Source organism: Dyella acidiphila (assembly GCF_014863405.1).
In the GTDB taxonomy this organism is placed as follows: Bacteria; Pseudomonadota; Gammaproteobacteria; order Xanthomonadales; family Rhodanobacteraceae; genus Dyella_B; species Dyella_B acidiphila.
The window spans coordinates 16,547-40,102 of record NZ_JACZZA010000010.1 but is presented as its reverse complement, the minus strand read 5'-3'; the positions used below and the strand labels follow the sequence as shown (position 1 = coordinate 40,102).

The 23,556-nt window shown below is 60.2% G+C and carries 16 protein-coding genes and 1 pseudogene; 13 read left to right on the top strand and 4 right to left on the bottom strand.

Features of this window, described 5'->3' with window-relative positions:
* Positions 1-3: 3 nt before the first annotated feature.
* On the top strand, positions 4-246 hold the full coding sequence (locus IGX34_RS15600; RefSeq protein WP_192556652.1) for a hypothetical protein: 243 nt from the start codon (positions 4-6) through the stop codon (positions 244-246).
* A gap of 29 nt (positions 247-275) precedes the next feature.
* On the opposite strand, the gene IGX34_RS15595 is transcribed toward IGX34_RS15600, so the two are convergent.
* Both IGX34_RS15595 and treF read right to left on the bottom strand, forming a co-directional pair.
* Positions 276-1,130 (bottom strand): SDR family oxidoreductase, encoded by an 855-nt coding sequence (locus IGX34_RS15595; protein ID WP_192556651.1) that lies wholly within the window; start codon positions 1,128-1,130, stop codon positions 276-278.
* 84 nt (positions 1,131-1,214) lie between these two features.
* Positions 1,215-2,840: an alpha,alpha-trehalase TreF gene (gene treF, locus IGX34_RS15590; protein WP_338015493.1), complete on the bottom strand. Its 1,626-nt coding sequence runs from the start codon at positions 2,838-2,840 to the stop codon at positions 1,215-1,217.
* A gap of 146 nt (positions 2,841-2,986) precedes the next feature.
* Here treF and IGX34_RS15585 point away from each other — a divergent pair, with 146 nt between their 5' ends.
* The 7 genes and pseudogenes from IGX34_RS15585 to IGX34_RS15555 all read left to right on the top strand — a co-directional run bounded on the left by IGX34_RS15585 (position 2,987) and on the right by IGX34_RS15555 (position 9,543).
* Positions 2,987-3,160, top strand: a complete 174-nt coding sequence (locus tag IGX34_RS15585) for a DUF1328 family protein (protein WP_192556649.1) — start codon at positions 2,987-2,989, stop codon at positions 3,158-3,160.
* 13 nt (positions 3,161-3,173) lie between these two features.
* Positions 3,174-3,482: a DUF3247 family protein gene (locus tag IGX34_RS15580; protein ID WP_192556648.1), complete on the top strand. Its 309-nt coding sequence runs from the start codon at positions 3,174-3,176 to the stop codon at positions 3,480-3,482.
* Between the two features lie 3 nt (positions 3,483-3,485).
* Positions 3,486-3,566: pseudogene (locus tag IGX34_RS22515) on the top strand (catalase); the annotation flags it as partial.
* Between the two features lie 226 nt (positions 3,567-3,792).
* Positions 3,793-8,313 (top strand): DUF6531 domain-containing protein, encoded by a 4,521-nt coding sequence (locus IGX34_RS15570; RefSeq protein ID WP_192556647.1) that lies wholly within the window; start codon positions 3,793-3,795, stop codon positions 8,311-8,313.
* On the top strand, positions 8,310-8,597 hold the full coding sequence (locus IGX34_RS15565; RefSeq protein ID WP_192556646.1) for a hypothetical protein: 288 nt from the start codon (positions 8,310-8,312) through the stop codon (positions 8,595-8,597). The genes IGX34_RS15570 and IGX34_RS15565 overlap by 4 nt, the downstream gene beginning before the upstream one ends.
* A 54-nt stretch (positions 8,598-8,651) precedes the next feature.
* Entirely contained in the window at positions 8,652-8,948 is a 297-nt protein-coding gene (locus IGX34_RS22510) for an RHS repeat domain-containing protein (protein WP_192556645.1), read from the top strand.
* Positions 8,949-9,165: 217 nt separating this feature from the next.
* The gene (locus IGX34_RS15555; RefSeq protein ID WP_225737509.1) at positions 9,166-9,543 is read left to right on the top strand and encodes a hypothetical protein; all 378 of its coding nucleotides are present in this window, start codon (positions 9,166-9,168) and stop codon (positions 9,541-9,543) included.
* 147 nt (positions 9,544-9,690) lie between these two features.
* Here IGX34_RS15555 and IGX34_RS15550 read toward each other — a convergent pair whose 3' ends face one another.
* Positions 9,691-10,686, bottom strand: a complete 996-nt coding sequence (locus IGX34_RS15550) for a YVTN family beta-propeller repeat protein (protein WP_192556644.1) — start codon at positions 10,684-10,686, stop codon at positions 9,691-9,693.
* Positions 10,687-11,524: 838 nt separating this feature from the next.
* On the opposite strand from IGX34_RS15550, the gene IGX34_RS15545 reads away from it, so the two are divergent.
* The 3 genes from IGX34_RS15545 (at position 11,525) to IGX34_RS15535 (ending at position 17,083) form a co-directional block, all read left to right on the top strand.
* Positions 11,525-13,567 carry a putative bifunctional diguanylate cyclase/phosphodiesterase gene (locus IGX34_RS15545; protein ID WP_192556643.1) on the top strand — a complete coding sequence of 681 codons (2,043 nt, stop codon included), beginning with the start codon at positions 11,525-11,527 and terminating at the stop codon, positions 13,565-13,567.
* Between the two features lie 167 nt (positions 13,568-13,734).
* Entirely contained in the window at positions 13,735-16,275 is a 2,541-nt protein-coding gene (gene galA, locus IGX34_RS15540; protein ID WP_192556642.1) for a beta-galactosidase GalA, read from the top strand.
* 118 nt (positions 16,276-16,393) lie between these two features.
* The gene (locus tag IGX34_RS15535; protein WP_192556641.1) at positions 16,394-17,083 is read left to right on the top strand and encodes a hypothetical protein; all 690 of its coding nucleotides are present in this window, start codon (positions 16,394-16,396) and stop codon (positions 17,081-17,083) included.
* Positions 17,084-17,166: 83 nt separating this feature from the next.
* On the opposite strand, the gene IGX34_RS15530 is transcribed toward IGX34_RS15535, so the two are convergent.
* On the bottom strand, positions 17,167-18,165 hold the full coding sequence (locus IGX34_RS15530) for a VOC family protein (protein WP_225737508.1): 999 nt from the start codon (positions 18,163-18,165) through the stop codon (positions 17,167-17,169).
* Positions 18,166-18,704: 539 nt separating this feature from the next.
* On the opposite strand from IGX34_RS15530, the gene IGX34_RS15525 reads away from it, so the two are divergent.
* Together IGX34_RS15525 and IGX34_RS15520 are read left to right on the top strand one after the other, a co-directional pair.
* The gene (locus IGX34_RS15525; protein WP_338015489.1) at positions 18,705-19,769 is read left to right on the top strand and encodes a glucokinase; all 1,065 of its coding nucleotides are present in this window, start codon (positions 18,705-18,707) and stop codon (positions 19,767-19,769) included.
* 254 nt (positions 19,770-20,023) lie between these two features.
* Positions 20,024-23,251, top strand: a complete 3,228-nt coding sequence (locus IGX34_RS15520) for a TonB-dependent receptor (RefSeq protein WP_192556639.1) — start codon at positions 20,024-20,026, stop codon at positions 23,249-23,251.
* Positions 23,252-23,556 lie beyond the last annotated feature (305 nt).

The window sequence follows — 23,556 nt, the reverse complement described above, 5'->3', positions numbered from 1 at the left end:
GCCGTGCGCGTCATACCTGTGCAGGATCTGGTGGTGGAGATCACCGCGGAGAAGGTGGCGCTTAGCGAAGGCGATCGCTGGCGCGGGCATTGGTCGGTGCATCCCGGACAGCAATTCCGCGAGCAGTCGGCGGTGGCGGAGGGCGATACCGATCTGCAGGTTACGGAGGAGAACGCGTATCTGTTTGCCGGAACGCAAGGGGTGGCGATGGCCAAGGACATTGCTGCCAGGCGGCCGGGGCACTGAGCAGGCGCGCGTGGCGGCTGCGCACCGGCTCAGCCGCCGGTGGCGAAGCCGGGATACAGCGTCATGCCGCCGTCCACGAAAATGGTAGTGCCCAGCACGTAGTCCGACAGATCCGAGGCCAGCCATACCGCCACGCGCGCAATATCTTCCGGCTCGCCGATGCGCCCGTACGGCACCAGCGTCATCAGCGCGTCGTACGCCGACTGCGTGGACCAGGCCGTGGTATTGATCGGCGTGCGGATCGCGCCCGGCGCAATCGCATTGACGCGGATGCGCTTGGGCGCCACTTCCTGCGCCAGGCTTTCCATCAGCAGTTTGATGCCGCCCTTGGAGCTGGCGTAATTGGCATGCCCGGCCCAGGGAATTTCCTGGTGCACCGAACTCATGCAGATGATCTTGCCGGCGGCGCAAGACACCTGCGGCACCACGCCCTGGCGCTCAAACAGGCGGATCGCTTCGCGCGCACACAGGAACTGCCCGGTGAGATTGATGCCGATCACCGTATTCCATTGTTCCAGTGTCATCGCCTCGAAGTGGGCGTCGCGCTGTAGCCCGGCATTGTTGACCAGGATATCCAGCGAGCCGAACTCCTCCACGATCTGGCGAAACATCGCCGCCACCTCGGTTTCCGAAGAAACGTCGGCCTTGCAGGCGATCGCTTTGCTGCCGCCCTGGCGAATCTCCTCCACTGCGGCCTGCGCCGCCTCATCGCCGCTGACATAATTGATGATCACATCGGCGCCAGCCTGACCCATCGCGATCGCCACGGCGCGGCCGATGCCGGAGTTGGCGCCGGTCACCAAGGCCTTTTGTCCGGTCAAAAGGCGCGGCAATGACAGCGGTGGGGCGGTGCTGCGGGTTTGCGCGGCGGGGTTTGCACTCATGGTTGTTACCTCCGGCAGCCATTTACCGACCAAGCCTCTACAGGCGGGTGTCAGGGCTGCGTGACATTGGCCAACAGATTTTGTCTACGCCGATGCGGCGCGCGCGTGATTGGCGGCGTGTGCGGGGCGCTCATGCAGCAGGCGGCGCGTGACGCCATTGGTCCAGCCGAAACCGTCCTGCAGCGGATACTCGCCGCCACCGCCGCCGACAGCGCCATGCGGGGTCGATTCCAGTACGTACTTTTCCACTAGCTTGCTCTCGCGCTGATACAGGCTGCTTACCGTGCACAGCCAGCGATGCGCGATATCTTCGGAAAGATCCTCCAGCCCGTAGTGGCGCAGACCGCCGATCGCCAGCCATTGCAGCGGCGCCCAGCCATTGGGCTTGTCCCACTGCTGACTGGTGAGCATCGAGGTGGTTTCGATGCCGCCGGCACTCAGCAGGCGGGTACGCAAGGCTTCGGCCGTCAGCCCGGCCTGCTGCTTGCTGGCCATGCGCACATATAAAGGTGTGCTGATCGCTGCATTGAGCATCCCGCGCGAACGCTGGCGCTGCCAGTCGTAATCGCGGTACACGCCATCGGCGTTATCCCATAGCACTCGGTCCACCGCTTCGCGCCGCGCATGCTCGCGCCGCTGGAACAGGCGTGACTGCTCGGTCAGCCCGGCCTTGCGGCTGAGCAGGGCGATCTGCTGCTCCAGCTTCCACAGAAAGCTGTTCAGATCCACCGGCAAGATCGCCGTGGTGCGAATGCTGGACAGATTGCCGTCATCGCACCAGCGCGAACTGAAATCCCAGCCTGATGCGGCCGCGGCGCGCAGGTCGCGATACACCTCGGCCGCCGGGCGGGTGGTCTGCCGTGCGGTCACCACATCCTCCAGGTAAGCCTCTTCGCGCGGCGTATCGCGCGCATCCCAGTAGCGATTGAGCAGGGTGCCATCTTCCAGCCGCACCACATGGCGGTGCGCGGTGCCGGGCTGCAGCGTGTCGGCACCGTCCATCCACCACGCGTATTCCTTGCACAGCTGCGGCAGGTAGCCGATGGCCTCGCAGATGCTGTGCCGCTCGAACAGCTCCACCATCAGCGCGAACACCGGCGGTTGCGAACGGCTGAGGTAATAGGTGCGGTTGCCGTTGGGAATATGGCCGTAGGTGTCGATCAGATAGGCGAAGTTGTCCGCCATCGCACGCAACAGGTCGTGCCGGCCGCTTTCGGCCAGGCCCATCATGGTGAAGTACGAATCCCAGTAATACAGCTCGGCGAAGCGTCCGCCCGGCACCACGTAGTTGCGGGGCAGGGCCAGTAGCGAACAGCGTGGAGGATGTTGCTGCGGCTGCCGCGACAGCACATCCCACAGGCCATCGATATGCTCGCGCATCGGCTGCCCGGCCACCGACACGTAGTGACTGGCATACACCTCGGGAACGGCGAAATTGGCGTGTACAAAACCCGAAAGGTCGAAACCGGGCCGCGTACATTGTTCACGGTAGGCCGCAAGAATCTGCGCGGGATCTTCTTCGGGTACGCAGTCGACAAAGGTCTTGCTGTCCGGGAACACGCGCTGCAACTGCACAGCCTGAAACAGTTCCTGGTAGCGATCTGCCGGTGTCTGCAGATCCTGCGGCTGCGGCGCGGCGTGCGCCTGGTCGTGAGACATCATGGATAAGTTCATCGTGCTCGCAAAGCGGGTTCGGGCAACGAGACGTATAGCTAACTTTCCCGCCGTTCAACTGCGGTGAACAGCTTGTGATATGCGCATTTCAGGCAAGTGCACAGCCATGATTCGGATACGGCGCTTTAACCGCAAAGGTGCGATCTATCCAGACACGCCAACACAGGACAAAGGAGCAACCTATGCTGTATTGGGCGCTGGTGTTTTTGGTCATTGCCATCGTGGCAGCCATCTTCGGCTTTGCCGGCATCGCTGCCGGCGCCGCTAGTATCGCGAAGATCATCTTCTTTATTTTCGTAGTGCTGTTCGTGCTGTCGCTGATCTTCGGCAATATCCGCCGCGGACCGCGGCCGTAACCGGAGTGTCACGATGGGCCAGATGGCAGATCGCGTCTATACGCGCACGGAAGACGTGCAGCGGCTGGAGCAGTTGGTGGACGAGCTGGCCGTGAATGCATTGGTAGCCCTGCATCTTCGCGGCGGCCGCGTTACCGAAGGCGTGGTGGCGGTAACGCCTACCGTGCAGGTCTTCCGTGATCCGCAGCAACAGGAAGGCAGCAACGGCGTGGTAAAGCTGATCGATCCCGAGCGGCCGGACTGGAGCGAACTGGTCTGGCTGTGCGAGATCGAGCGCCTGGTGCACCTGGATTCGGTCACTAAAGGGTCCAGCAAGGCCTGACAGCCGCGCGGGCCGACCCTGCTGGAAAATTTCATCCTGCGCGAGAAAATCACCCACTTCGACCACGAGCGCATTCCCGAACGCACCAAATTATTGTGCCTATATCGTGCGCTTCGTCTCATTGCTTGTGGTCATAAAGCGTCTACTTTGCACGCACTCTTCACGGATTGCGTGATGTGATCCCTTCACATCCTTTTCATCGAGAAGAGGGTTGCCCGGTTTGAAAGGGGATTTGATTCGCCACCCATGACGCGCCCTCAGGCGATGATCATTCGTGCGCGACACACTACTAAGGGATTAGGAGGGCAACATGCTTCATTCGGCATCTCTTGGGCTGCGCAAGAGCGGGCAGACCGCAGCTTCGGCAATGGCGCGTCCATGGCGCCATCCCCATGCGCTGGTTTGGGCGGCGCTTTTATTTCTAGCGCTTTTCCTCGTGCCCCAGGCTCCGGCTCATGCGCAGTCCACAGACCCCTCGCCACCCTCCTATTGGTGCGTGGGCGGGATCTGCGTTGGCTCGGAAGTGAATGATGTCTGGTATCACGCGCCATGCCCGAACGGCAGTATCGCTTCACTGAGGGCATGTTCCGAGGCGTCCTACAACTCCTACCTGCTGGGGTGGTGGGGAACCCTCACTTTTACCGGCATGACCTTCAGTAACAACACCATCAATTTATGGTGGATGTCGCAATACAACGGCAGCTACACCGCCATCATCGCGCCGAACACGTTTACTGCCGCGCCCGCCATCGACCGAAATCTCGGAAACAAGGGCTGCCAGGCCTGCGGCGCCCCCATGGCGGGCAATCCGATCAATTTTTCGATCGGGAATAAATACCAGGAAGAAGATGATTACACTGGCAGCGGTACGTTTCCGCTGCAATTTGCGCGCTATTACAACAGCGACGGCAATGGCGATGGGACGATCGGCGCCCGCTGGAACCACAGCTACAGTCGCTTCCTGACGCTGTCGGAACAGCAGAGCGTGGTGACGGCCATGCTTTACCGGGACGACGGTGAAGTAAGGTATTTCAACCAATGCGGCAGCCTGTGGTGCGCGACCGCCGATGAAACGGGGACACTGACCGCAACCACCAATAGCAGCGGCTATGTGGTGGCGTGGACATATGTCGATGAGCGTGACGTCACCGAAAACTACGACGGCTCGGGGCGCTTGCTGTCCGAAACCGCCGTTGGCGGCTTCAGCCATCAGCTCTCCTACAATGCAGCCGGGCAACTCACGTCAGTCAAGGATTCCTACGGCCACGTTCTCAGCCTCACCTATAACTCGTCCGGGCAAATCGGGCAGTTGCTTGAGCCCGATGGCCAGGCGGTTACCTACGCTTACGATGCTTCCGGAAATCTCACCTCCGCGGCTTACCCCACCGGCGCCCCAAGGACGTATTTTTATAACGAGTCGGCGTATGTGGTTGCGGGGGATAACAACGATCTCCTCACCGGCATCCAGGACGAGGCCGCGCAGCGCTATGCGACGTATCAATACGATGGGCAGTCGCGCGCGGTAGCAAGTCAGCATGCGGGCGGCGCCGGGGCTACGGAGGTTGCCTACAATTCCGATGGCAGCGCCAACGTCAGTGACGCTTGGGGTGCAACCCGCAGCTTTACCATCCAATCCGTCCTCAGCGTCAATCACATCGCGAACGTGAGCGGCGGCTCATGTGCTTCGTGTGGCCTGTCTGCGGCCTATACTTACGATACAAGCGGTAATCTCGCCACCACAACGGACTTCAACGGCAATAAAACCAGCTATACCTTTGATGCGGCACATCTGGAAACCCAGCGTATTGACGCGGTGGGTGCTGCCCAGCAGCGCACTGTCAATACGCAGTGGAACGATACGCTGCGAGTGCCGCTGACCCGCAAGACATTGGATGCCGGCGGCAATGTCGTGGCATCCGAAGCATGGGCATACAACGCGGCGGGACAGGTTACGGCGCACTGCCTGATCGACCCGTCTTCCGCCAATGCCGGTTACAGCTGCGGCAGCAGTGGTTCGGCGCCGGTCGGCGTACGGCAATGGGCTTATACCTACTGCGCCAGCATTGATCCGGCGCAGTGTCCGCTGACTGGCTTGCTGCTCACCGCTAGCGGCCCCCGCACCGACCTCACCCAAACCACCACCTACAGCTATTACACCAGCAGCAGCGCGACGAATTGCGGCACGCCTGGTGCACCTTGCTTTCAGGCCGGCGACCTGTACAGCATCACCGACGCCTTGGGCCATCTCACCAGCATCAACTCCTACGACGCCGATGGCCGCATCACCCGCATCACCGACCCCAATGGCGTCAACACCGACCTGACCTACACCCCGCGCGGCTGGCTGGCATCGCGCAGCGTGGGCGGCGCCACCACCAGTTTCACCTATACGGCCTATGGCGCTGTGCAGACCAGCACCGACCCCGATGGCGTCACCACCACCTACGGCTACGATGCCGCCCACCGCCTCACCAAGGTCACCGATGCCCTGGGTAATTACATCCAGTACACGCTCGATGCCGCCGGTGACAAAACCGCGGAGCAGGTCTACGACGCCAACGGCAACTTGCATAAGCAGCTCACCCGCACCTACAACACTCTGGGCCAGCTCACCACGGTGATCGATGGTCTCAACCAGACCGTATTCAACGCCAGCAATAACGGCAGCTACGACGCCAACGGCAACTTGCTGATCAACAGCGACGGCCGCGGCATCCTGCGCCAGCAGGGCTACGACGCACTCAATCGTCTGGTGCAGACGCTGGACAACTACCTCGGTAGCGATCCCGCCACCCACAACACCACTACCGCCTACCAATACGACAGCCTGGACCGCCTCGCTCAGGTCACCGATCCCAGCAGTCTCAATACCACTTACAGTTACGATGGCTTGAGCGATGCGACCGGGCAGGTGAGTCCGGATACGGGTACCACTAGCCGTACCTTTGATGCCGCGGGCAATGTGCTTACCAGCACCGATGCCAAGGGCGTTACCGCCACCAACACCTACGACGCGCTGGACCGCCTGGCTAGCACCAGCTATTCGGACAGCACGCAGAACGTCACCTATAGCTACGACGATCAAAACGGTACGACCGGCTGCAGCGGTGGTTACCCGGTTGGGCGACTGACCCGCATCATCGAAAACACCGTCACCACGATCTATTGCTACGACGCGCGCGGCAACGTGATCGAGAAGCAGCAGGTCCTCAACGGCACCACCGACACTACCGGCTACGGCGTCAGCGCGGCAGGGCGGCGGAGCAGCATTGTGTATCCTAGCGGCACCCAGGTGACCTACGCCCGGGACGGCGATGGCCGGATCCAGTCGATATCCGTTACACCGCCCAACGGCGTTGCCAGCGCAGCGGTGAGCTATGTTGCCTATCAGCCGTTCGGTCCGGTGGGTGCCTACACGCTGGGTAACGGGCAGCAAATCACCCGGACTTTCGATGCGAACTACCGGCTCACGGATTTGACGAGCCCGGCGTTCAATCTGCATGTGGTGCGGGATGCGATGGGGGATATCACGGCGATCGGGAATACGCCGGGGGCGAATCCCGCTTCTGAAACCTACAGCTATGACCCGCTGTATCGACTGACGATGATCACGGAAGCCAATGGTTCCCTGTTGGAAAGTGTGACGTACAACCCGTCGGGAGATCGCCTGACCAAAACCGGTAGCGGCCTTGCGACCGGTGCGTACAGTTACAACGCAAATACCCACCAGCTCATTGGGACAGGTAGCGCGGCCAGGGCTGTTGATGCCGACGGCAATACGACCGCAATCAGCGAGGCGGGCAGCACCTATGGCTTTGGATACAGCGCCCGTAATCGCATGACGGTGGCGCAGCTTGCGGGAAGCACGATTGCCAATTACACGTACAACGCGCTGAACCAGCGGATTCAGAAATCGGTGGGAGGCGGTGCGGAGCGTTATGGCTATAACGAAGATAGCCAGATGTTGGATGAGTATGGAGCGACCAACCGGGATTACGTTTGGATGGATGGAATTCCGGTGGCGAACGTGGACATCATCGGCACCACGAACACACTTGCCTACGTTACCGCTGATCAGTTGGGTACGCCCAGAGTCATCTCAGATGCTAATGGCAACGCCGAGTGGCATAATGCCTATCAGGGAAATTCGTGGAACGAGGTCGCGCCGATCAGTAGTGGATACATCTATAACCTCGGATTTTCTGGGCAATACTTCGACTCGGAGACAGGCCTCTTCTACAACGGTCATCGCGATTACGATTCATCTACTGGGCGCGAAATAGAGAGCGATCTAAAGGGTTTGTTTGGCGGCCAGATCAGCACATATGCCTACGGCAATAATAGCCCGTTGAGCTATGTGGACCCGAGTGGATTGCAGTCAACTGTGCTCTGCGCCAATCCAGTAAACGCTGCCGCTTGTGCGGCAGCAGGTATGTCGCCGGCCACGGGTGGCGGAGTGAGTGCCACGGCTATTGGCGGGGCGGCTGCCGCAGCCGCGGCAGGAAGTTTGTCTAGTGACAGTAAAACGTGCCCGGATGATGACTGTGCCGCGCTTATTGCAAAGATCGAAGCGCAAGTTAAAGGTCTTGAAACGAAATACAACAACATGCTTGAAGACGAACATGGCCTTTACACAAAGGCTTACGATACAAGAATGGCCCCTCCTGACGATGTTTGGGGTACATGGGAAGGACATGTGACCTACTATGAGGGCCTTCAGGCTGGGCTAAATAAAATGATTAGCCAAGCAGAGGCCAAAGGATGTCCGGTGCCCGCGGACGCATACGATTGGGCCCAGCGGCCAGCTCCTATCCAGCCAAATAATTTATGAAGAACCAAGCTGAGAAACTGGCGATATTGGAACGACTCGTTGTTGAGTTGGGGGGCAAATTTTCTCCCAAGGTCAGCGCGGTGGACTATGAAATTCAGGACGGATTTCAGTGCGTGCTAATTCGCGCTAAGGTCGTTGGTTCATACTTTTTAGTTAGTGAAGTGCAGGCGTCGGAGACTCTCACGCTATTGCGAGAGTTAGATGAGCAAGAAGTTTCATGGGTTTTGGTATTCCTTGATAGCTCAGGAAAAGTGTTGGATGCCTTGAATGGCGAAAAGCAGTAATTGTCGTGATCAAAATGCGAAAAGGATCATGGTTCCTACGATCATCAATATAAGTTGTCAGGTGATTGCGGAATTGAGGCGTGTCGCCTTAGTGGTCATGAAAAAAGCGCCGGAACGGCGCTTTTTTTTGAGCACATCCGGCTTCCAGGGCAGTACTTCGATGCGGAGACCGGACTGTTCCAAAACGACTTTCGTGACTACGGTTCTGGTTCGGGTCATTACATCGAGAGTGATCCGTCGGGAATCGAAGCTGGAGTTAACACCTACACATATGTACTCTATAGGCAATCGATCCTGCCGGTCTTCAAGAGGTGCTGCCCATGCCTTGGTATCTCCCTGGGTCGGCGCTGACGCCAATTATCCTGTGCTCACTCCAATGTCACCTGCGGACTCTGATGCGTTCCGTCGGTTGATTACACAGATCCATCGACTTCCGGCTTTACGGTCAGTACTTCGGTCAAGAAGCCGGCTTGGTTTACAGCCAGGCGCTACTACCGTGTCGTCTGTTTGGCGGAAGGGGCTTAGTACTGCGGTGTTACTTCTCGCGTGCACGTGCATATCAGATGTAATGGCATCGCAGCAGCAATGCACTCGCGAGCAGGCTATTCAGGCCGAAACGGAAGCCTCAACCCTCAAAACATGGGCGAGCGTTTTTACCTCCTATCAGCACTACAAACAGTGCGACGACGGCGCTATTGCCGAAGGCTACAGTGATTCCATCGCAGATCTGCTCGCGGCGCACTGGGATCAAGTCGGCGAGCTGAATAAGTTGGCCATTGCGCACCCGGAATTCGAAGGTTTCGTGATACGGCATCTCGACGACCTGATGACGCCAGTCCAGTCCACGGTTATACGGACGCAGGCCAAGTCCAGTTGTCCCGCATCCGCCAGTAAACTTTGCGAGGCAATCGAAAAGCAATTTTCAGATCTTGAGCGTATGCGCTGAACAAGCAGACCCTGGAGGGTTGGGCTGGCCTCTGCCTCGCGCCTTGTTCATCAGGACGAATCAATCGACCGAAGAATAGCCATCGCTTAAGCGATGGCTATTCTGTTTTTCTTGTACGCACTCATGCCGCCTGATTCGGCCGCTATCTCACCATTCTGGCTGCGTCGCCACCGCGATCGGCTGGTTGCCTACGTTAATGGTGGCAATGACCTTTTGAGTGAGTGGGCTGATCACCGAGACGCTATTGGAAGACGTATTGGCCACATATACACGGCCGGAATCGCGGCTTACGGCAACGGCTCCCGGCGCGGAGCCGACGGGCGTCGTGGCCACTACGCTATTGTTGAGCGTATTGATGACCGAGACGGTGTTGTCGGTATTGTTCGCCACGTATACCCGTGCGCCGAGAACTCCCGTGGCAATGGCGGCGGGGCTATTGCCCGTGGCCACCGTCGCGCCGACCGTGTTGGTGGACGTATCGATCACGGAGACGTCATTGTCGCCCAAGTTGGCGACATAAACGCGCGCGCCGAAGGGGCCTGCAGCTACGCCGAAAGGGCTGTTTCCAACGGGCACGGTGGCACTCACCGTGTTGGTGCCTGTGTCGATAACGGAGACCGTGTTGTCGACGACGTTGCCCACATACACATGGGCGCCATTGGGGCTGGCGGTGATGGAGAGGGGGATGGTGCCGACAGGCACGGTGGCGATGACGGTGCCGGAGGCCGTATCAATGACTGAGACGGTAGCGGCATTGGCATTGGCGACATACGCATCGGCGCCGTTCGGGCTGACCACGATCGCGCCGGGCGTATTTCCCACCGTAATCGTACCGGTTACGGTGTTGCTGGCAGCGTCGATCACGGAGACGGTGTTGTCATTGGCGTTGGCCACATATACGCGGCCGCCATTGGGGCTTACTGCGAGCGACAGTGGCGCATTGCCGACCGGCACCGTCGCGGTGACGGCATTGGTGGCCAGGTCGATCACTGAAACGGTATTGTCGTTTTCATTCGCCACATATGCGTGGTTGTTGTCGGCAAAAGCCGGCAATGCCGTCAGCGCCACCAGCAAGGGGAGGGTGCATCGAGCGAAGCGGTGTGCCGTGAGTTGCTTTTTCAACGCCGGTTGTTCATTCGTCATGGAATACCTCGATAGAAGATAGGGGCGCGGCAAGGCGCCGTTCCTGAAGCTATTCGCAGCCTGAAACCTGACGGAGTTAATGGGGGTGGCGGTTTCTCTCCTGTTTTCGTGACCAAGGACCGGGGCCGGTATTCGTCACGCAAAACCTCCTTGGAGTGCAATAGGTCAAACGTCCTTGAGTCGACGCGAGCGCGGCTGCTGCGAAATAGCTGTTCGCAGCATCATTCCAAGGATTTGCCTGTTGATTGCCCCTGGTCGCTCTGGTCGATTTTCGCCCCAGCGCCTTCTATCGCAGTCTATTAATACGGGTTTTGTCAAGCGAGCCAGTGGGCCGTCCATTGATGCATGACATTTCCAATCGCGTGGCTGTCATTCCCGCAAAAGCAGGAATCCATTTGGCTCTGATGCAAAGGTCAACTTGGATCCCCGTTTTCACGGGAATGACGGCCTTGCGGCATCGGTGCACGTAGGCGAAACCGGGGGAATCCCAAGCGTTCGGTTCTATTGCCGAATGTCCTGAAATGACGGCCACATGGCCCGCAAGGCCAGCCTCGCTTCGTCCCGTTGCCCTGAGGGCTCGCCATGGGCACCCATGCGACAGTTGGCCGAAAGCCTATATGCCGCAAGATGCGCCTTATCCAAGGTCGATTTGCAGCACCGGGATGGCTGAAAGGCCTCCTCGGGAGCTCCTTCGGGCTGCATCCTGCTTCAGGTTTACCCCCTTTTACCGATATAAATGCATGACGGCCTGCTTTTGCGCCGGAATTTAAAGGCGTAGTCTCGCCGGGACGATTGGCGCGTCGACTGCCACAACGGAAGTTGCCCCTGCGAGCCGCTCATGGTGATGGTTTTTTCGTGCCTAGTGCACGAACACAATATTGGCCTGGTCCTTGCCGCCATCCTGTTGTGCATCGTGGGCTCGTGGGTCACTGCGCGGCTGCTGCATCGCACCCTGGAAGCACAAGGCGTGCAGCGTATTGGCTGGTATTTCCTGACGGCTCTGGCGGCGGGCGTAGCCATCTGGTGCACGCATTTCGTAGCCATGCTCGGCTACCGGGCAACAGCGCCAGTGAGCTTCGATGCCAGCCTTACGGTTATCTCCCTGCTGATCGCCATTGCCGGCAGCACGGCGGGTTTCGTGCTGGCCAGCAGCAAACGGATTCGCTGGGCGCCGATCTGGGGTGGGGCGTTGGTTGGGCTGGCCATTTCCGCCATGCACTACATCGGCATGCTCGCCTATCAGGTGCAGGCGTCTGTAAGCTGGGACCGCGATTATCTGCTGGCCTCGGTGGCGGCTTCGGTGCTGCTTTCCGCCTGGGCCTTGCAGCTGGGCATGCGGCATAGCCATCGGGCCAGCAACCAGATGGCTGCCGTGCTGGCGTTGGCCATCGTCATACTGCATTTCACGGGCATGGCGGCTTTCCGCATGACGCCGTGGCCCGGTCAGCCGGTGCTCGATCACCCCTCTCAATTCAATACGCTGGCCTGGGTGATCGCCGGCATGGCGGTGCTGGTCATCATTGCCGGCCTGGTCAGTTACCTGCTCGATAATCGCGCTCGCGTGGAGACCATGGAGCGTTTGCGCCGCATGGCCTTGCAGGATGCTCTGACTGAATTGCCCAATCGCGTGGCATTCGCCGAGTGGCTGGAGCAGGAGATTGCGCTCGCCGGCAGCCAGGTGCGTTATCTGGCCTTGATCGTGATCGACTTGAATGGCTTCAAGGAAATCAACGACGCACAAGGCCACCGTGCCGGCGACGAAGTGCTGCGCGTGCTGGGTTTACGCCTGCGCAATGCGCTGCGCCGCGATCGCGGCGAGTTTATTGCGCGCGTGGGCGGCGATGAATTCATGGCCACTTGCCGCGCCGGCCAGCACGAAGAGGTGCTGCAGTTTGTCGAGCGCCTGCGGGCCGTGATCGTCAAGCCGATTCATAGCGGAAGCTTCGATATCGATGCCGGCGCGAGTTTTGGCGTGGCGTTTTATCCCAGTGACGCCAATGATTCCGAACAGCTGATCAGCAATGCCGACCTGGCGATGTACCGCGCCAAGGCGCAGCTGGCCCAGCATGTGTGCTTCTACGAGCCCGGCATGGACGAGCTGGTGCGCAAGCGCCGCAACGTGGCCACCGAATTGCGCAAGGCGCTGGATACCGGACAGCTGTCGATTCACTACCAGGTGCAAACCTCCGTGGCCACCGGCGGCATTCTGGGATACGAGGCGCTGGTGCGCTGGCTCCATCCGGTGCGCGGGGCAGTGCCGCCGGCCGAGTTCATTCCCATTGCGGAAGAAAGCGGGCTGATCCTGCAGCTAGGCGAATGGGTGCTGCGCCAGGCCTGCGCGGCGGCCGCCACCTGGGACAGCCCGTGCAAGGTGGCGGTCAACCTGTCGCCCATGCAGTTCTCGCAAGTGAGCCTGCTGGCGCTGTTGAAAGCCGTGCTGGAAGAAACGGGACTTGCGCCGACCCGTCTGGAATTGGAACTGACCGAGTCCACTATCTTTATGGATCGCAAACATGCGCTGGAGTTGCTGGCGGACATCAAGGCGCTGGGCGTAAGCATCGCCCTGGACGATTTCGGCACCGGCTATTCCTCGCTCGACATCCTGCGCAGCTTTTCCTTCGACCGGATCAAGATCGACGCATCGTTCGTGCAGGATGCGGAAAGCGATCTGCAGACCTTCTCGGTGATTCGCGCGGTGTTGTCACTGGGCAAGAGCCTCAATATCCCCGTGATGGCCGAAGGCATCGAGACGCCGAGCCAGTTTTCGATGCTGAAAGAGGCCGGCTGCGATGAATTCCAGGGCTTCCTGCTCGGCCGGCCGTTGCCGCTGGAGCACATCGTGCAGTCCGGCCAGATGGGCCTTGTTTCGCGCGCGGTCTAGCGCAGGCCAATACACAATCCGTTAGGCCGTATGGGCATATGCAAGCAGTCGCGAGAGTCTTGCCGTCATGGCGTGACTTCAATCCGCTTTTAAGTCTTTTGCGAATAGGCGGCTTCAACTTAAGATCGGGGAGTACCTCCTTGTTCCCTGACAGGTTGCATGCGCTTATGGCTGACATCACTCGTCGCACCTTCATTCTCTCCAGCGCCGGGTTGCTCGGCTCCTGCCTGTTGCCGCGAGCCATCTGGGCCGCCGGCATCGGCGCGCCACGCGGACCCGCATGGGCGGCTTCCCCTGGCGATGAGGCGCTTGCGCCGCGTGAGCAGCTGCTGTTCGATTTCGGCTGGCGTTTTTCGCTGGGTAACGGCGCCGATCCCAACAAGGATTTTGGCTACGGCTTCGGCCAGGGCGATTTTTCCAAGACCGGCAGCTTCAAGATCGCCACATCCGCCTTCAATGACAGTGGCTGGCATGCACTGGATCTGCCGCACGACTGGGCCGTGGAGCTGCCGTTCGTCCACGATGACAGCGGCGATGACGATACGCGCCTGACCTCGCACGGTTACAAGCCGCTGGGGCGGCGCTTTCCCGACACCAGCGTGGGCTGGTATCGGCGCGAATTCGAGATCCCCGAAAGCGATCGTGGACGCCGCATCTGGATCGAGTTTGACGGTGCGATGCGCAACGTGGCCCTGTTCGTCAATGGCTGCTTTATCGGGCAGCACGACGATGGCTATACGCCATTCCGCTTCGACCTTTCCGATTTCCTCAACTACGGCGGCAAGAACTACGTGGTGCTGCGCGTGGACGCCAGCTTCGGCGACGGCTGGTTCTACGAAGGCGCAGGCATCTATCGCCATGTCTGGCTGACCAAGATGGACCCCGTGCACCTGGGGCGGTGGGAGAGCGTGGTGCGCTCGACCATCAAGGACCAGTCCGCCGCACTTGAGCTGGCCACCATCGTGCAGAACGACGGCGAGCAGCCGGCGGATGCATCGCTCGAATGGACCATTATCGATGCCGAAGGCCGCACCGTCGCGCAAGCGACCTCGCCGGCGCAGTCGATCGCAGCGAATGCATCGGGCCACTACCAAGCTACAGCGTCGATCAGCAATCCCGCGCTGTGGTCGCCGGATGAGCCTCATCTTTATGCCGCCATCGTGAAGGTCGTTGTCGGTGGCAGCGTGCGCGATGGCGAGCGGGTGCCATTCGGTATCCGCACCGCGGTATTCGATCCTGACCACGGCTTTTTCCTCAATGGCAAGCCGCTCAAGATCCAGGGCACCTGCAACCACCAGGATCATGCCGGCGTAGGCGCGGCACTGCCGGACCGGCTGCAGTCCTTCCGCGTGTCGGTGCTGCAGGGCATGGGCTGCAACGCGGTGCGTACTTCGCACAATATGCCCACGCCCGAATGGGTCGAAGCCTGCGATCGCATGGGCATGCTGATGATGTGCGAAACACGCCACATGAGCTCCAGCCCGAGCGGCCTGCAGCAGCTTGAGACGATGGTGAAGCGCTACCGCAACTCGCCCTCGATCATCATCTGGTCGATCGGCAACGAGGAGTGGATATTGCAGGAAGGTGAGATGGCGAAAGAGGGCGAGCGTATCGCCGCGACCATGGTCGAGCGTTGCCACGAACTCGACCCCACCCGCGTCGTTTCGGCTGCCGTCAATGGCAATAATGAGCAAGGCGTTTCGAATTCGCTGGATATCATCGGTTTCAATTACCACCTGGAATTTCCCGACAAGTTCCACGCCGAGCATCCGAAGCGCGCGGTATTCGGTTCGGAGACCTCCAGCGCCATCGCTACGCGTGGCGAGTACAAAACCGACAAGACCAAATACACCGTCAGCAGCTATGACGGCGTCGTGCCGTGGGGCGAGAGTCCGGAGCAGTGGTGGACTTTCTACGGCAGTCGCGACTGGCTGGCCGGCGGCTTCGCGTGGACGGGCTTCGATTATCGCGGTGAGCCCACACCGTATGGCTGGCCGTCTATCAGCTCGCAGTTCGGTATCGTCGACCTGTGCGGTTTCCCCAAGGATTATTACTACTACTACAAAGCCTGGTGGACCAAAGCCCCCAGCCTGCATGTGTTTCCGCACTGGAACTGGGCCGGCAAGGAAGGGCAGCAGATTCCGGTATGGGTGTACACCAATCTGGATGAGGTCGAGCTGCTGCTCAACGGCAAGAGCCTGGGCATCAAGCAAGTGCCGCGCCTGGGGCATGTGCAATGGGATGTCACTTACGCGCCCGGCGTGATCGAGGCACGTGGCCGCCGTAACGGCCAGACCGTGCTGGTCGAGCGCCGCGAAACCACAGGCCCCGCCCGGAAGCTGCGGCTCGCTGCCGACCGCGCGGAAATCGATGCGGATGGGCAGGACGTGAGCATGATCACCGTCGATGTGCTGGACGACCATGGCCGTCCGGTACCGACCGCCAACCATGCGCTCAGCTTCCGCGTCTCCGGCGCGGGCAAGCTGATCGGCGTGGGCAATGGCGATCCCAATAGCCACGAGAGCGACAAGGGTTCCAAGCGTGCCCTGTTCAATGGGCTGGCGCAGCTGATCGTTCAATCGACCGGGCAGGCCGGGGCGATTCATATCGAGGCGGTGTCGGAGGATTCCGCGGCGCCGTCGATCAGCTCTGCTTCGCTGGTGGTGAAGACGAAGAAAACTTCTGCTGCGGTGAAGCGGGTCAGCTAGGCAACGCGCTTTTTCCGCCATATAGGAATGGCTTCGTGCCTCATGCAAGCACGCCAGGATCCCGTTACTGTAGAGACAGGAACGGGAGCTGGGGAAGCGTATGGATGGGGTGGAGCATGTGACTGAAATGGCCCCGCGGCCATTTAATTTCTCTTGGCTGGAAGAGAAGATCGCTGAATACGCGGCGGATATGGATGATCCGCCCGCGACCAAAATCGAAGGCTACGGCATGATTGCCGTAGTCGTCATCGGTGGTCTGGCGATACTTTTCCACCTGCTATTACGCAATCAGCTTGGGCTGTATATTTTCCAGCTTAGTGTATTGCTGCAATGGCTATGCGTTGTGGCTGTTTACGTCCGAACAGGTTATCGAGCATGGCGTGCATACAAGCGTCAATATATCGATATTGCTCACGACCTCGACAATGGTTACGTGCGTTATAGGGAAATTATCGACGGCTTGCGGACATATCCGGCTGCAGAGATCGCTAAACATCTTCGCTATATCCGTGATCGGAAAGCGGTATTGATGTATCGCCACGGCCTCTTAAGCGGAGGCATGGAAAAAATTGGCGTTCTGCCCTTGGTCGCGTTGCTGTATCTACAGCTAAAGGACTGGTCTTTCGGTGATTGGAAAGGCCTGCTTGCTCATTTTCATTGGATCGGCAGCATCTTGCTATCGCTGCTCATCGTCACTTATGCAATTTCCTGGTGGGTCGTCCGTACCAAAGGGCGCCTGGATGCTTATGAGACTGTGCTGACAGAGGTGGGCGTTGCAGAGGCGGAGCAGGCCACTCCGGCGTTGTGATTGGCTTTGTTACAAAAAAGTCCGCCTCGGAGAGAGGCGGACTTTTCGATCCAGGCAATCAAATGTGTTGTGCGCTGTGACTTTTAGTCGAGCTTGTTACCGCAAACGCCAACTGACGCTTTCGCCGACAACGCATGAAATTCCAGCAAAATCCCTAAATCCGCCTGCGTCGGCGCAAGAAAGGATTCGCCAAAGACACCCTTGTAAGAGCTAATCGTCTGCTCATATCCACGCGCAACACGCCGTTGTGCACGATCGAGATCCGCCACGCCGACGCTGACGCCCAATATCTCCGGGCCTTGCTTGTGCAGCGTATCGGCAGCAATGCCAGGGCCATCCGGCTCCAGCGCCAACACGCCGGTACCGCCCACTGGGATGCAATAGCCACGCGCAGCTATCTGAGGCAGGTGTACCGCTTTCGCGCCGCTGAAACCCATGCGCTCGAATTGCGTCTTGTTGGCCGCTGCATCGGCCGATAGCAGCCAGATGGCGGATAGGGCGCGTGCCCCATTCGGCTGTTCGCGGCCGATGCGGTCATCCATGACGCTCGCCGGGTCGCTCTTCAGCGGCGCATAGTCGATCAGGAAGGTGCCGCTCGACAGCGGTGAGGGCTGCAGCACAAACAGCTGCCAGCGACGCGGCCCCTGCGGTCCGGTGCCATCGGGATCATTGGCTGCGGCGGAGAAGATCGGCGTTACGCCGAAGCCGCGTTGCTGCAACAGCGTGCGCGCCTGGTCTAGTTCCGTTGTGTGCAGCCCAAACTGACGTGCGCCGGCACCGCCATGCAGCGAGGCCTGGTCGGCTTGCTCGCCGGGATCCATTTCCGGATTGGGCTTGGTCATGCCCAGCAATTCGATATAACCGAGATCGGCAAAGCGCACGAATCGATTGGCTACGCCGCTCGGATCGCGCCCAGGTTTTACCTGGAAACCCAGTTTGGTCGTCATGATCGACGTGACTTCGTCGATATTGCGACCCCACAGCAGGATGTGGTCGATTTTGTTTGCAGGGGCAGAGGGCTCCGCTGCATAGGCGGAATCCTGGGCAATGCCTGATATCAGGCACAGGGCAAGCAGGAGCATCACAGTTCGCACAGCGGCTTTACTCCTAGGAACCAGATTTTTGGGGAGAGCCTGCGCTGCGCCGATAAAAGCTCACGCTCCGGTCTTGCAGCTAAAGCCAGGCTTTATGGGGTTCGACATATCCGCCTGCGCGTGGCTTTGATCGCCAGTGCGGCCGGACGCAGCAATTTGCGAATCAGCGTAATTTCTGTCAAGGACCACAAGTAATACCGAACCGGCGTCGCTTTGTTTGCTCTTTGGGGTACTGGTGGTATGGCGGTAACGCACGTCTCTCGAATGGCCGCGCCGGCGCCCGGGATGGGGCGATCCACGGGCGTGCCTATTTTCAGTTGTCCCTTAGGTCAATCCAGAGCTAATTTTCTCTCAATTGATGCATAGCATCATATAATCTAGAAATGGCATGACATTTCTATAATTAAATATATATTTGTCGAGTACTTATAAAACTTGCCTGCGGCAAAATATCTATTTTGCGTCGCAAGTTGACACCGGTGACAATGACTCGCAAGCTGATGCCGTTCCCGGTGCGGGGAGGCACAGTGAACGCAGTCATCGACCCTCTGGATCGTCCAGCGAGTGTCCCGGCGAGGCCGTTTCTGGCGGCGGATGTCGGCGGTACCTATGCGCGCGTCGCCTTGATGCAGGCCCCGCAAGACGGCGGCGGCGAGGCCGAGGTGCTGGCTTATCGCAAGTTCGTGTGCGCAGATTTCCGCGGATTGGCGGAACTGCTGCAGGCCTTTCTCGATACCGACGTGCGGGTTCCGGTGCGGCATTGCGTGATCGCCTGCGCCGGCCAGGTGGTGGGCGACGAGGTCTTGAACGACAACTCCGCATGGCCAATCCACTTGTCGCAGCTGCGCCAAGTGCTGGGCCTGGACGATATTGCCGTTCTCAACGATTTCGAGGCATTGGGCTACGCGCTCGACCATCGTGTCGACAGCAACGCCAGGCGGTTGTGCGGACCCGATGTGCAGGTCGATGGCCCGATCCTGGTGATTGGTCCGGGAACCGGACTGGGCGCGGCGGTGCGCTTGCATGACGCCGCCGGCGGCCATGTGCTGACGACCGAAGCCGGCCAGATGGACTTCGCACCGAATTCGCTGCGCGAACGCGAAGTGCTGGCGCAACTCGCCCCGCAGGGCGGCTATGTGGCGTACGAACGCATCGTGTCCGGCCCAGGCTTGCTGACGGTGTATGCGGCGCTGTGTGCATCGCGCGGCGATACACCCGTGTTTTCCACGCCGGAGGCCATCAGCGCTGCGGCCGCTGCGCGCAGCGACGCGCAGGCGGTGGAAGCGGTGGAGATCTTCTGCGCATCGCTGGGAAGTTTTGCCGGCAGCCTGGCCATGACCTTCATGGCCGTGGGCGGTGTGTATCTGGCCGGCGGCTTTCTGTATTCGCTGTTCGCGCTGCTCGAGCGCAGCGCCTTCGAAGAGCGATTCCTGCATGGGCGCAGTGCGCGGGCACTGTTGTCGCGAGTGCCGGTGTGGGTCACCGAGCACGGTCGCAAAGGTGTACTGGGGGCAGCCAGCTGGTACCTGCGGCGCAACCTGTCTGGGGAGACAGGGCCGGGGGATCTGTTGGCGGCCGGATTGAGTCGATGAAGCGCATGACGGCATCGACAGCGATGCAATGTGGGCAGCCCAGGGGAGGGTTGCAGCGGTTGGCCAGCGCGCATGCAAGGCATGTGCGCGGCGCCTGAGCAGTACGCGGAATAGGGATTCCGCGGGGGAGTACCTGACGGTCGCGGCACGCAATGCCATGGCCGGATGCACCGAAGTCGGCATTACACGACACGCCAGGCAACTGGCGTCAGCTGAGCGCACGCGTTGAAAACATCAACCACGAGGTAAAGCTCATGTCCGCCCTACAACGCAAGCATCCCTTGTCATTTGCCATCTCGATGTCGTTGCTCGCCGTCATGGCGACATCGGCCGTGGCAGCGCAAAGTACGGGTGCCCAGGTGGATACGCCGCAGACACAGGCCGCGGCGTCGCAAAACGCGCCGGCGACACCGTCGGCCGCGGCAACGAAAGCCAAGCCCGCGGCCGCCGCGCCGGGGTCGGATACCACCGCCAAGAACGCCTCGCAGAATGCGGCAACCTTGTCGGCCGTCAACGTCGTCGGCGTACGCGCGTCGCAGATGCGCGCGATCGAAGTGAAACGCGAGGCGCCGAATATCCAGGACAGCATCACGGCCGAAAGCATCGGCCAGCTACCCGACGTCACCATCACCGACGCCTTGCAGCGCGTTACCGGCGTGCAGATCAATCGCGACGCAGGCGTGGGCACCACGGTGGACGTACGCGGCCTGCCTGAAGTCGGCACCATGCTGAATGGCGAGGCTTTCATTACCGCCGACCAGATCGATTCACAGCAGCCCGATTTCACCATGCTGCCGGCCACGCTGTTCCATAGCGTGGATGTGATCAAGTCGCCCACGGCCAGTACTACCGACGGCGGCATCAGTGGCGCGCTCGACCTGCATACGTATCGCCCCTGGGATTTGCCCACCGGTTTCACTTACAGCTATTCCGCCGACGGCGAGCGCGGCCAGACCAGCAAGCAGTGGGGGCCGGAGGCAAACGGGCTTATTTCGTATAACTCGAACGGCCATTGGGGCCTGCTGGTTTCAGCCGATTATTCCGATACCACGCGCACCAACTCCAACGAAGGCCTCGATCAATATGGCGTGGTTCTGAACGGCGAGAACGCGGCCAGTGCCGGTGGCTACAACGGCTTCCTGACACCGTGGAACGGCGCGCCGATTCCGTCGAAGATCGTGCAGAATCCCGACGGCAGCGTGGACGTGAACGGGGACGGCAAGTCCAACGGCGTATTCATGGGCAGCCAGGACATCAGCCTGTACGACATCACCACCGAGCGTAAGCGCAAGTCCGGCAATGCGTCTTTCCAGATGGATCTGGGCAGCGGACTCAGCTTGACCAGCGATTACTTTTACGCGCACCAGGCGCAGTTCGATCGCAACTACGGCATCCAGTTCAACTCCACCAACTGGCAGGGCGCTACCTATGTGCCGCTGAAATCGCGCGACACCGGCAGCCCCATTGCCGGTTCGTACGGCACGCCGGAGCCGGGCTGGGGCGGCTCGCAGCTGTATACCACCCAGGTCTACGAAAAGTGGCCCGGCGATGTGGAGTCGTTTTCGCAGATCACGCGCAAGGAATCCACCGCGGAGAATTTCAATCTGCAGGTGGATTTCGATAACGGCGGCCCCTTCACCGGCAGCGTGCGCGGCATCCGCGATACGGCGCGCCAATCGAATGTGGAAACCGACATCAACGTGTCCGATTCCGATGGTGTCTTGTGGCCGAATGTGCTGATGCCGGGCGTGCCGGATAACGCCGTGGCGCCTGGCACGTTTATTTATCCCAGCCAGCTGGGCGGCAACCGCGTCTTCAATGCCAATGGCACGCCACAAAATACGGTGCCGATCATCGCGAATTTCGGCGGCCGTTACCTCACGGTGAGCATGCCCTCGTCGCTCGCCAGCCAATTCGCCAATCCCGATGGCTGGACCATGAAGACGCTGGAATCTTCCGGCGACTACGACCGCTCGGTGGGGCTCAATGCGCTGCGCTTCGACGGACACTACGATTTCGGCGACGGTATCAAGCTCGATTTCGGTTTGCGCAATGCCATCCGCAGTGCGGACAATATCGGCTTCACCCTGGTTACACCGGTCTACGCCGGCATGGGCGCCAGCGATCCGAATGGCTGCCTGGTGCGTTACGTGGGTGCCGACGTGGTGCTGAATAGCGGCAGTTGTACCGCCGGCAATTCGCTGGGTTACTTCCGCGCCGGTCCGCTGTCGGCATTGCAGGTGCCGAATACGCCGGGGCCGCTGGCCAACAACTGGAAGGAATACGCCAACCTGCTCGGTTCGGGGATTACTTTCTGGGCGATCGATCCGCGCGCTATGGACGACCCAGAGGGCTACTGGAAATCGCTTTACCCCGATACCACGCGGCAGGGCGAGCCGGGCACCACCTGGGGCGTGAGCCTGAAAGAAACCACGGGCTATGCGCAGGCCGATTTCGACGGCATGCTCGGCAGCATGCCTTATAGCGGCAATGTCGGCGTGCGCGTGATCCGCACCAACCTGGACGTTACCCAGCATTTGAGCGGTGCGCCGGGTGCCTACGGTACGGAGGCTGCCGATGCCGGCACCGAAGTGACGAAGCGCGATTATCGCGACGTGCTGCCGGCTGCCAACTTTGCGCTGGATCTTACCGACGATCTGAAATTCCGCCTCGCTTACTCCAAAAACATGATGCCGCTCGATCTCAGCACCTGGGGCGGCGGTCTGCAGCTGAACTACTCGCTGGTGGAAACGCCGCAAGGTCCGCTGTTCCGTGTGTCGGAAGGTACCTCCACCGGCAACCCGAACCTCAATCCATGGCGTTCCACCAACTACGGCGCGTCGCTGGAGTACTACATCAATCCCACCAGCATGATCAGCCTTGCCGGGTTCCGCATCGATGTGCAGAGCTTTATCAAGACCGGCAGCGTGATCAATTGCGCGTTGCCGGACGAAGATGGCGTGGTGCGCGATCATTGCATCACCATCACCGAGCCGATCCAGGGCACCGGCAACAGCATTCAGGGCGCGGAGTTCGATTATCGCCAGGGCTTCACTTTCCTGCCTGGGTTCCTGTCCAAGACCGGTATCGAAGTCAACGCCACTTATGCGCCGAGCAATACCGGGGAAACCGACCTGGCCGGGCACAAGATTCCGTTCCAGGACAACTCCACCGAATCGGGCAACTTCATCCTGTGGTATCAGAACGATCGCTTCCAGGCGCGCCTTGCATACAACTACCGATCCCGGCGTGCGGTATCGGAAGACGTCGGCGGCATTACCGGCATGGAAATGTACGAAGCGCCGCAGAAGTATCTCGACGCGTCGGTGTCCTACAAGCTCGACAAATACTTCGAGGTGTTCCTGGACGGCACCAACCTTACCAACGAGTACCAGCATTACTACCTGGTATGGCCCGACCAGCCGGCGCACTCGACTTTCTCGGAGCGCATGGTCATGGTTGGCGTGCGCGGGCAGTGGTAATGCCCAGCACACAGGCGCAGGCCGACGCCCGGCGACTTGGCGCTCAGCGCGTCACCGCGGTGAAAGCGGAGTTCAGTGCCTCGATGCTCAGCTCGTCACCCCGGCGAAAGCCGGAGTCCAGTGCCTCGATGCTCAGCTCGTCACCCCGGCGAAAGCGGAGTCCAGTGCCTCGATGCTCAGCGCGTCACCTCGGCGAAATCCGGAGTCCAGTGCCTCGATGTTCAGCTCGTCACCCCGGCGAAAGCCGGGGTCCAGTGACTTGAGGTTCTTGAAGTTGCTGGGTCCCGGCCTGCGCCGGGACGACG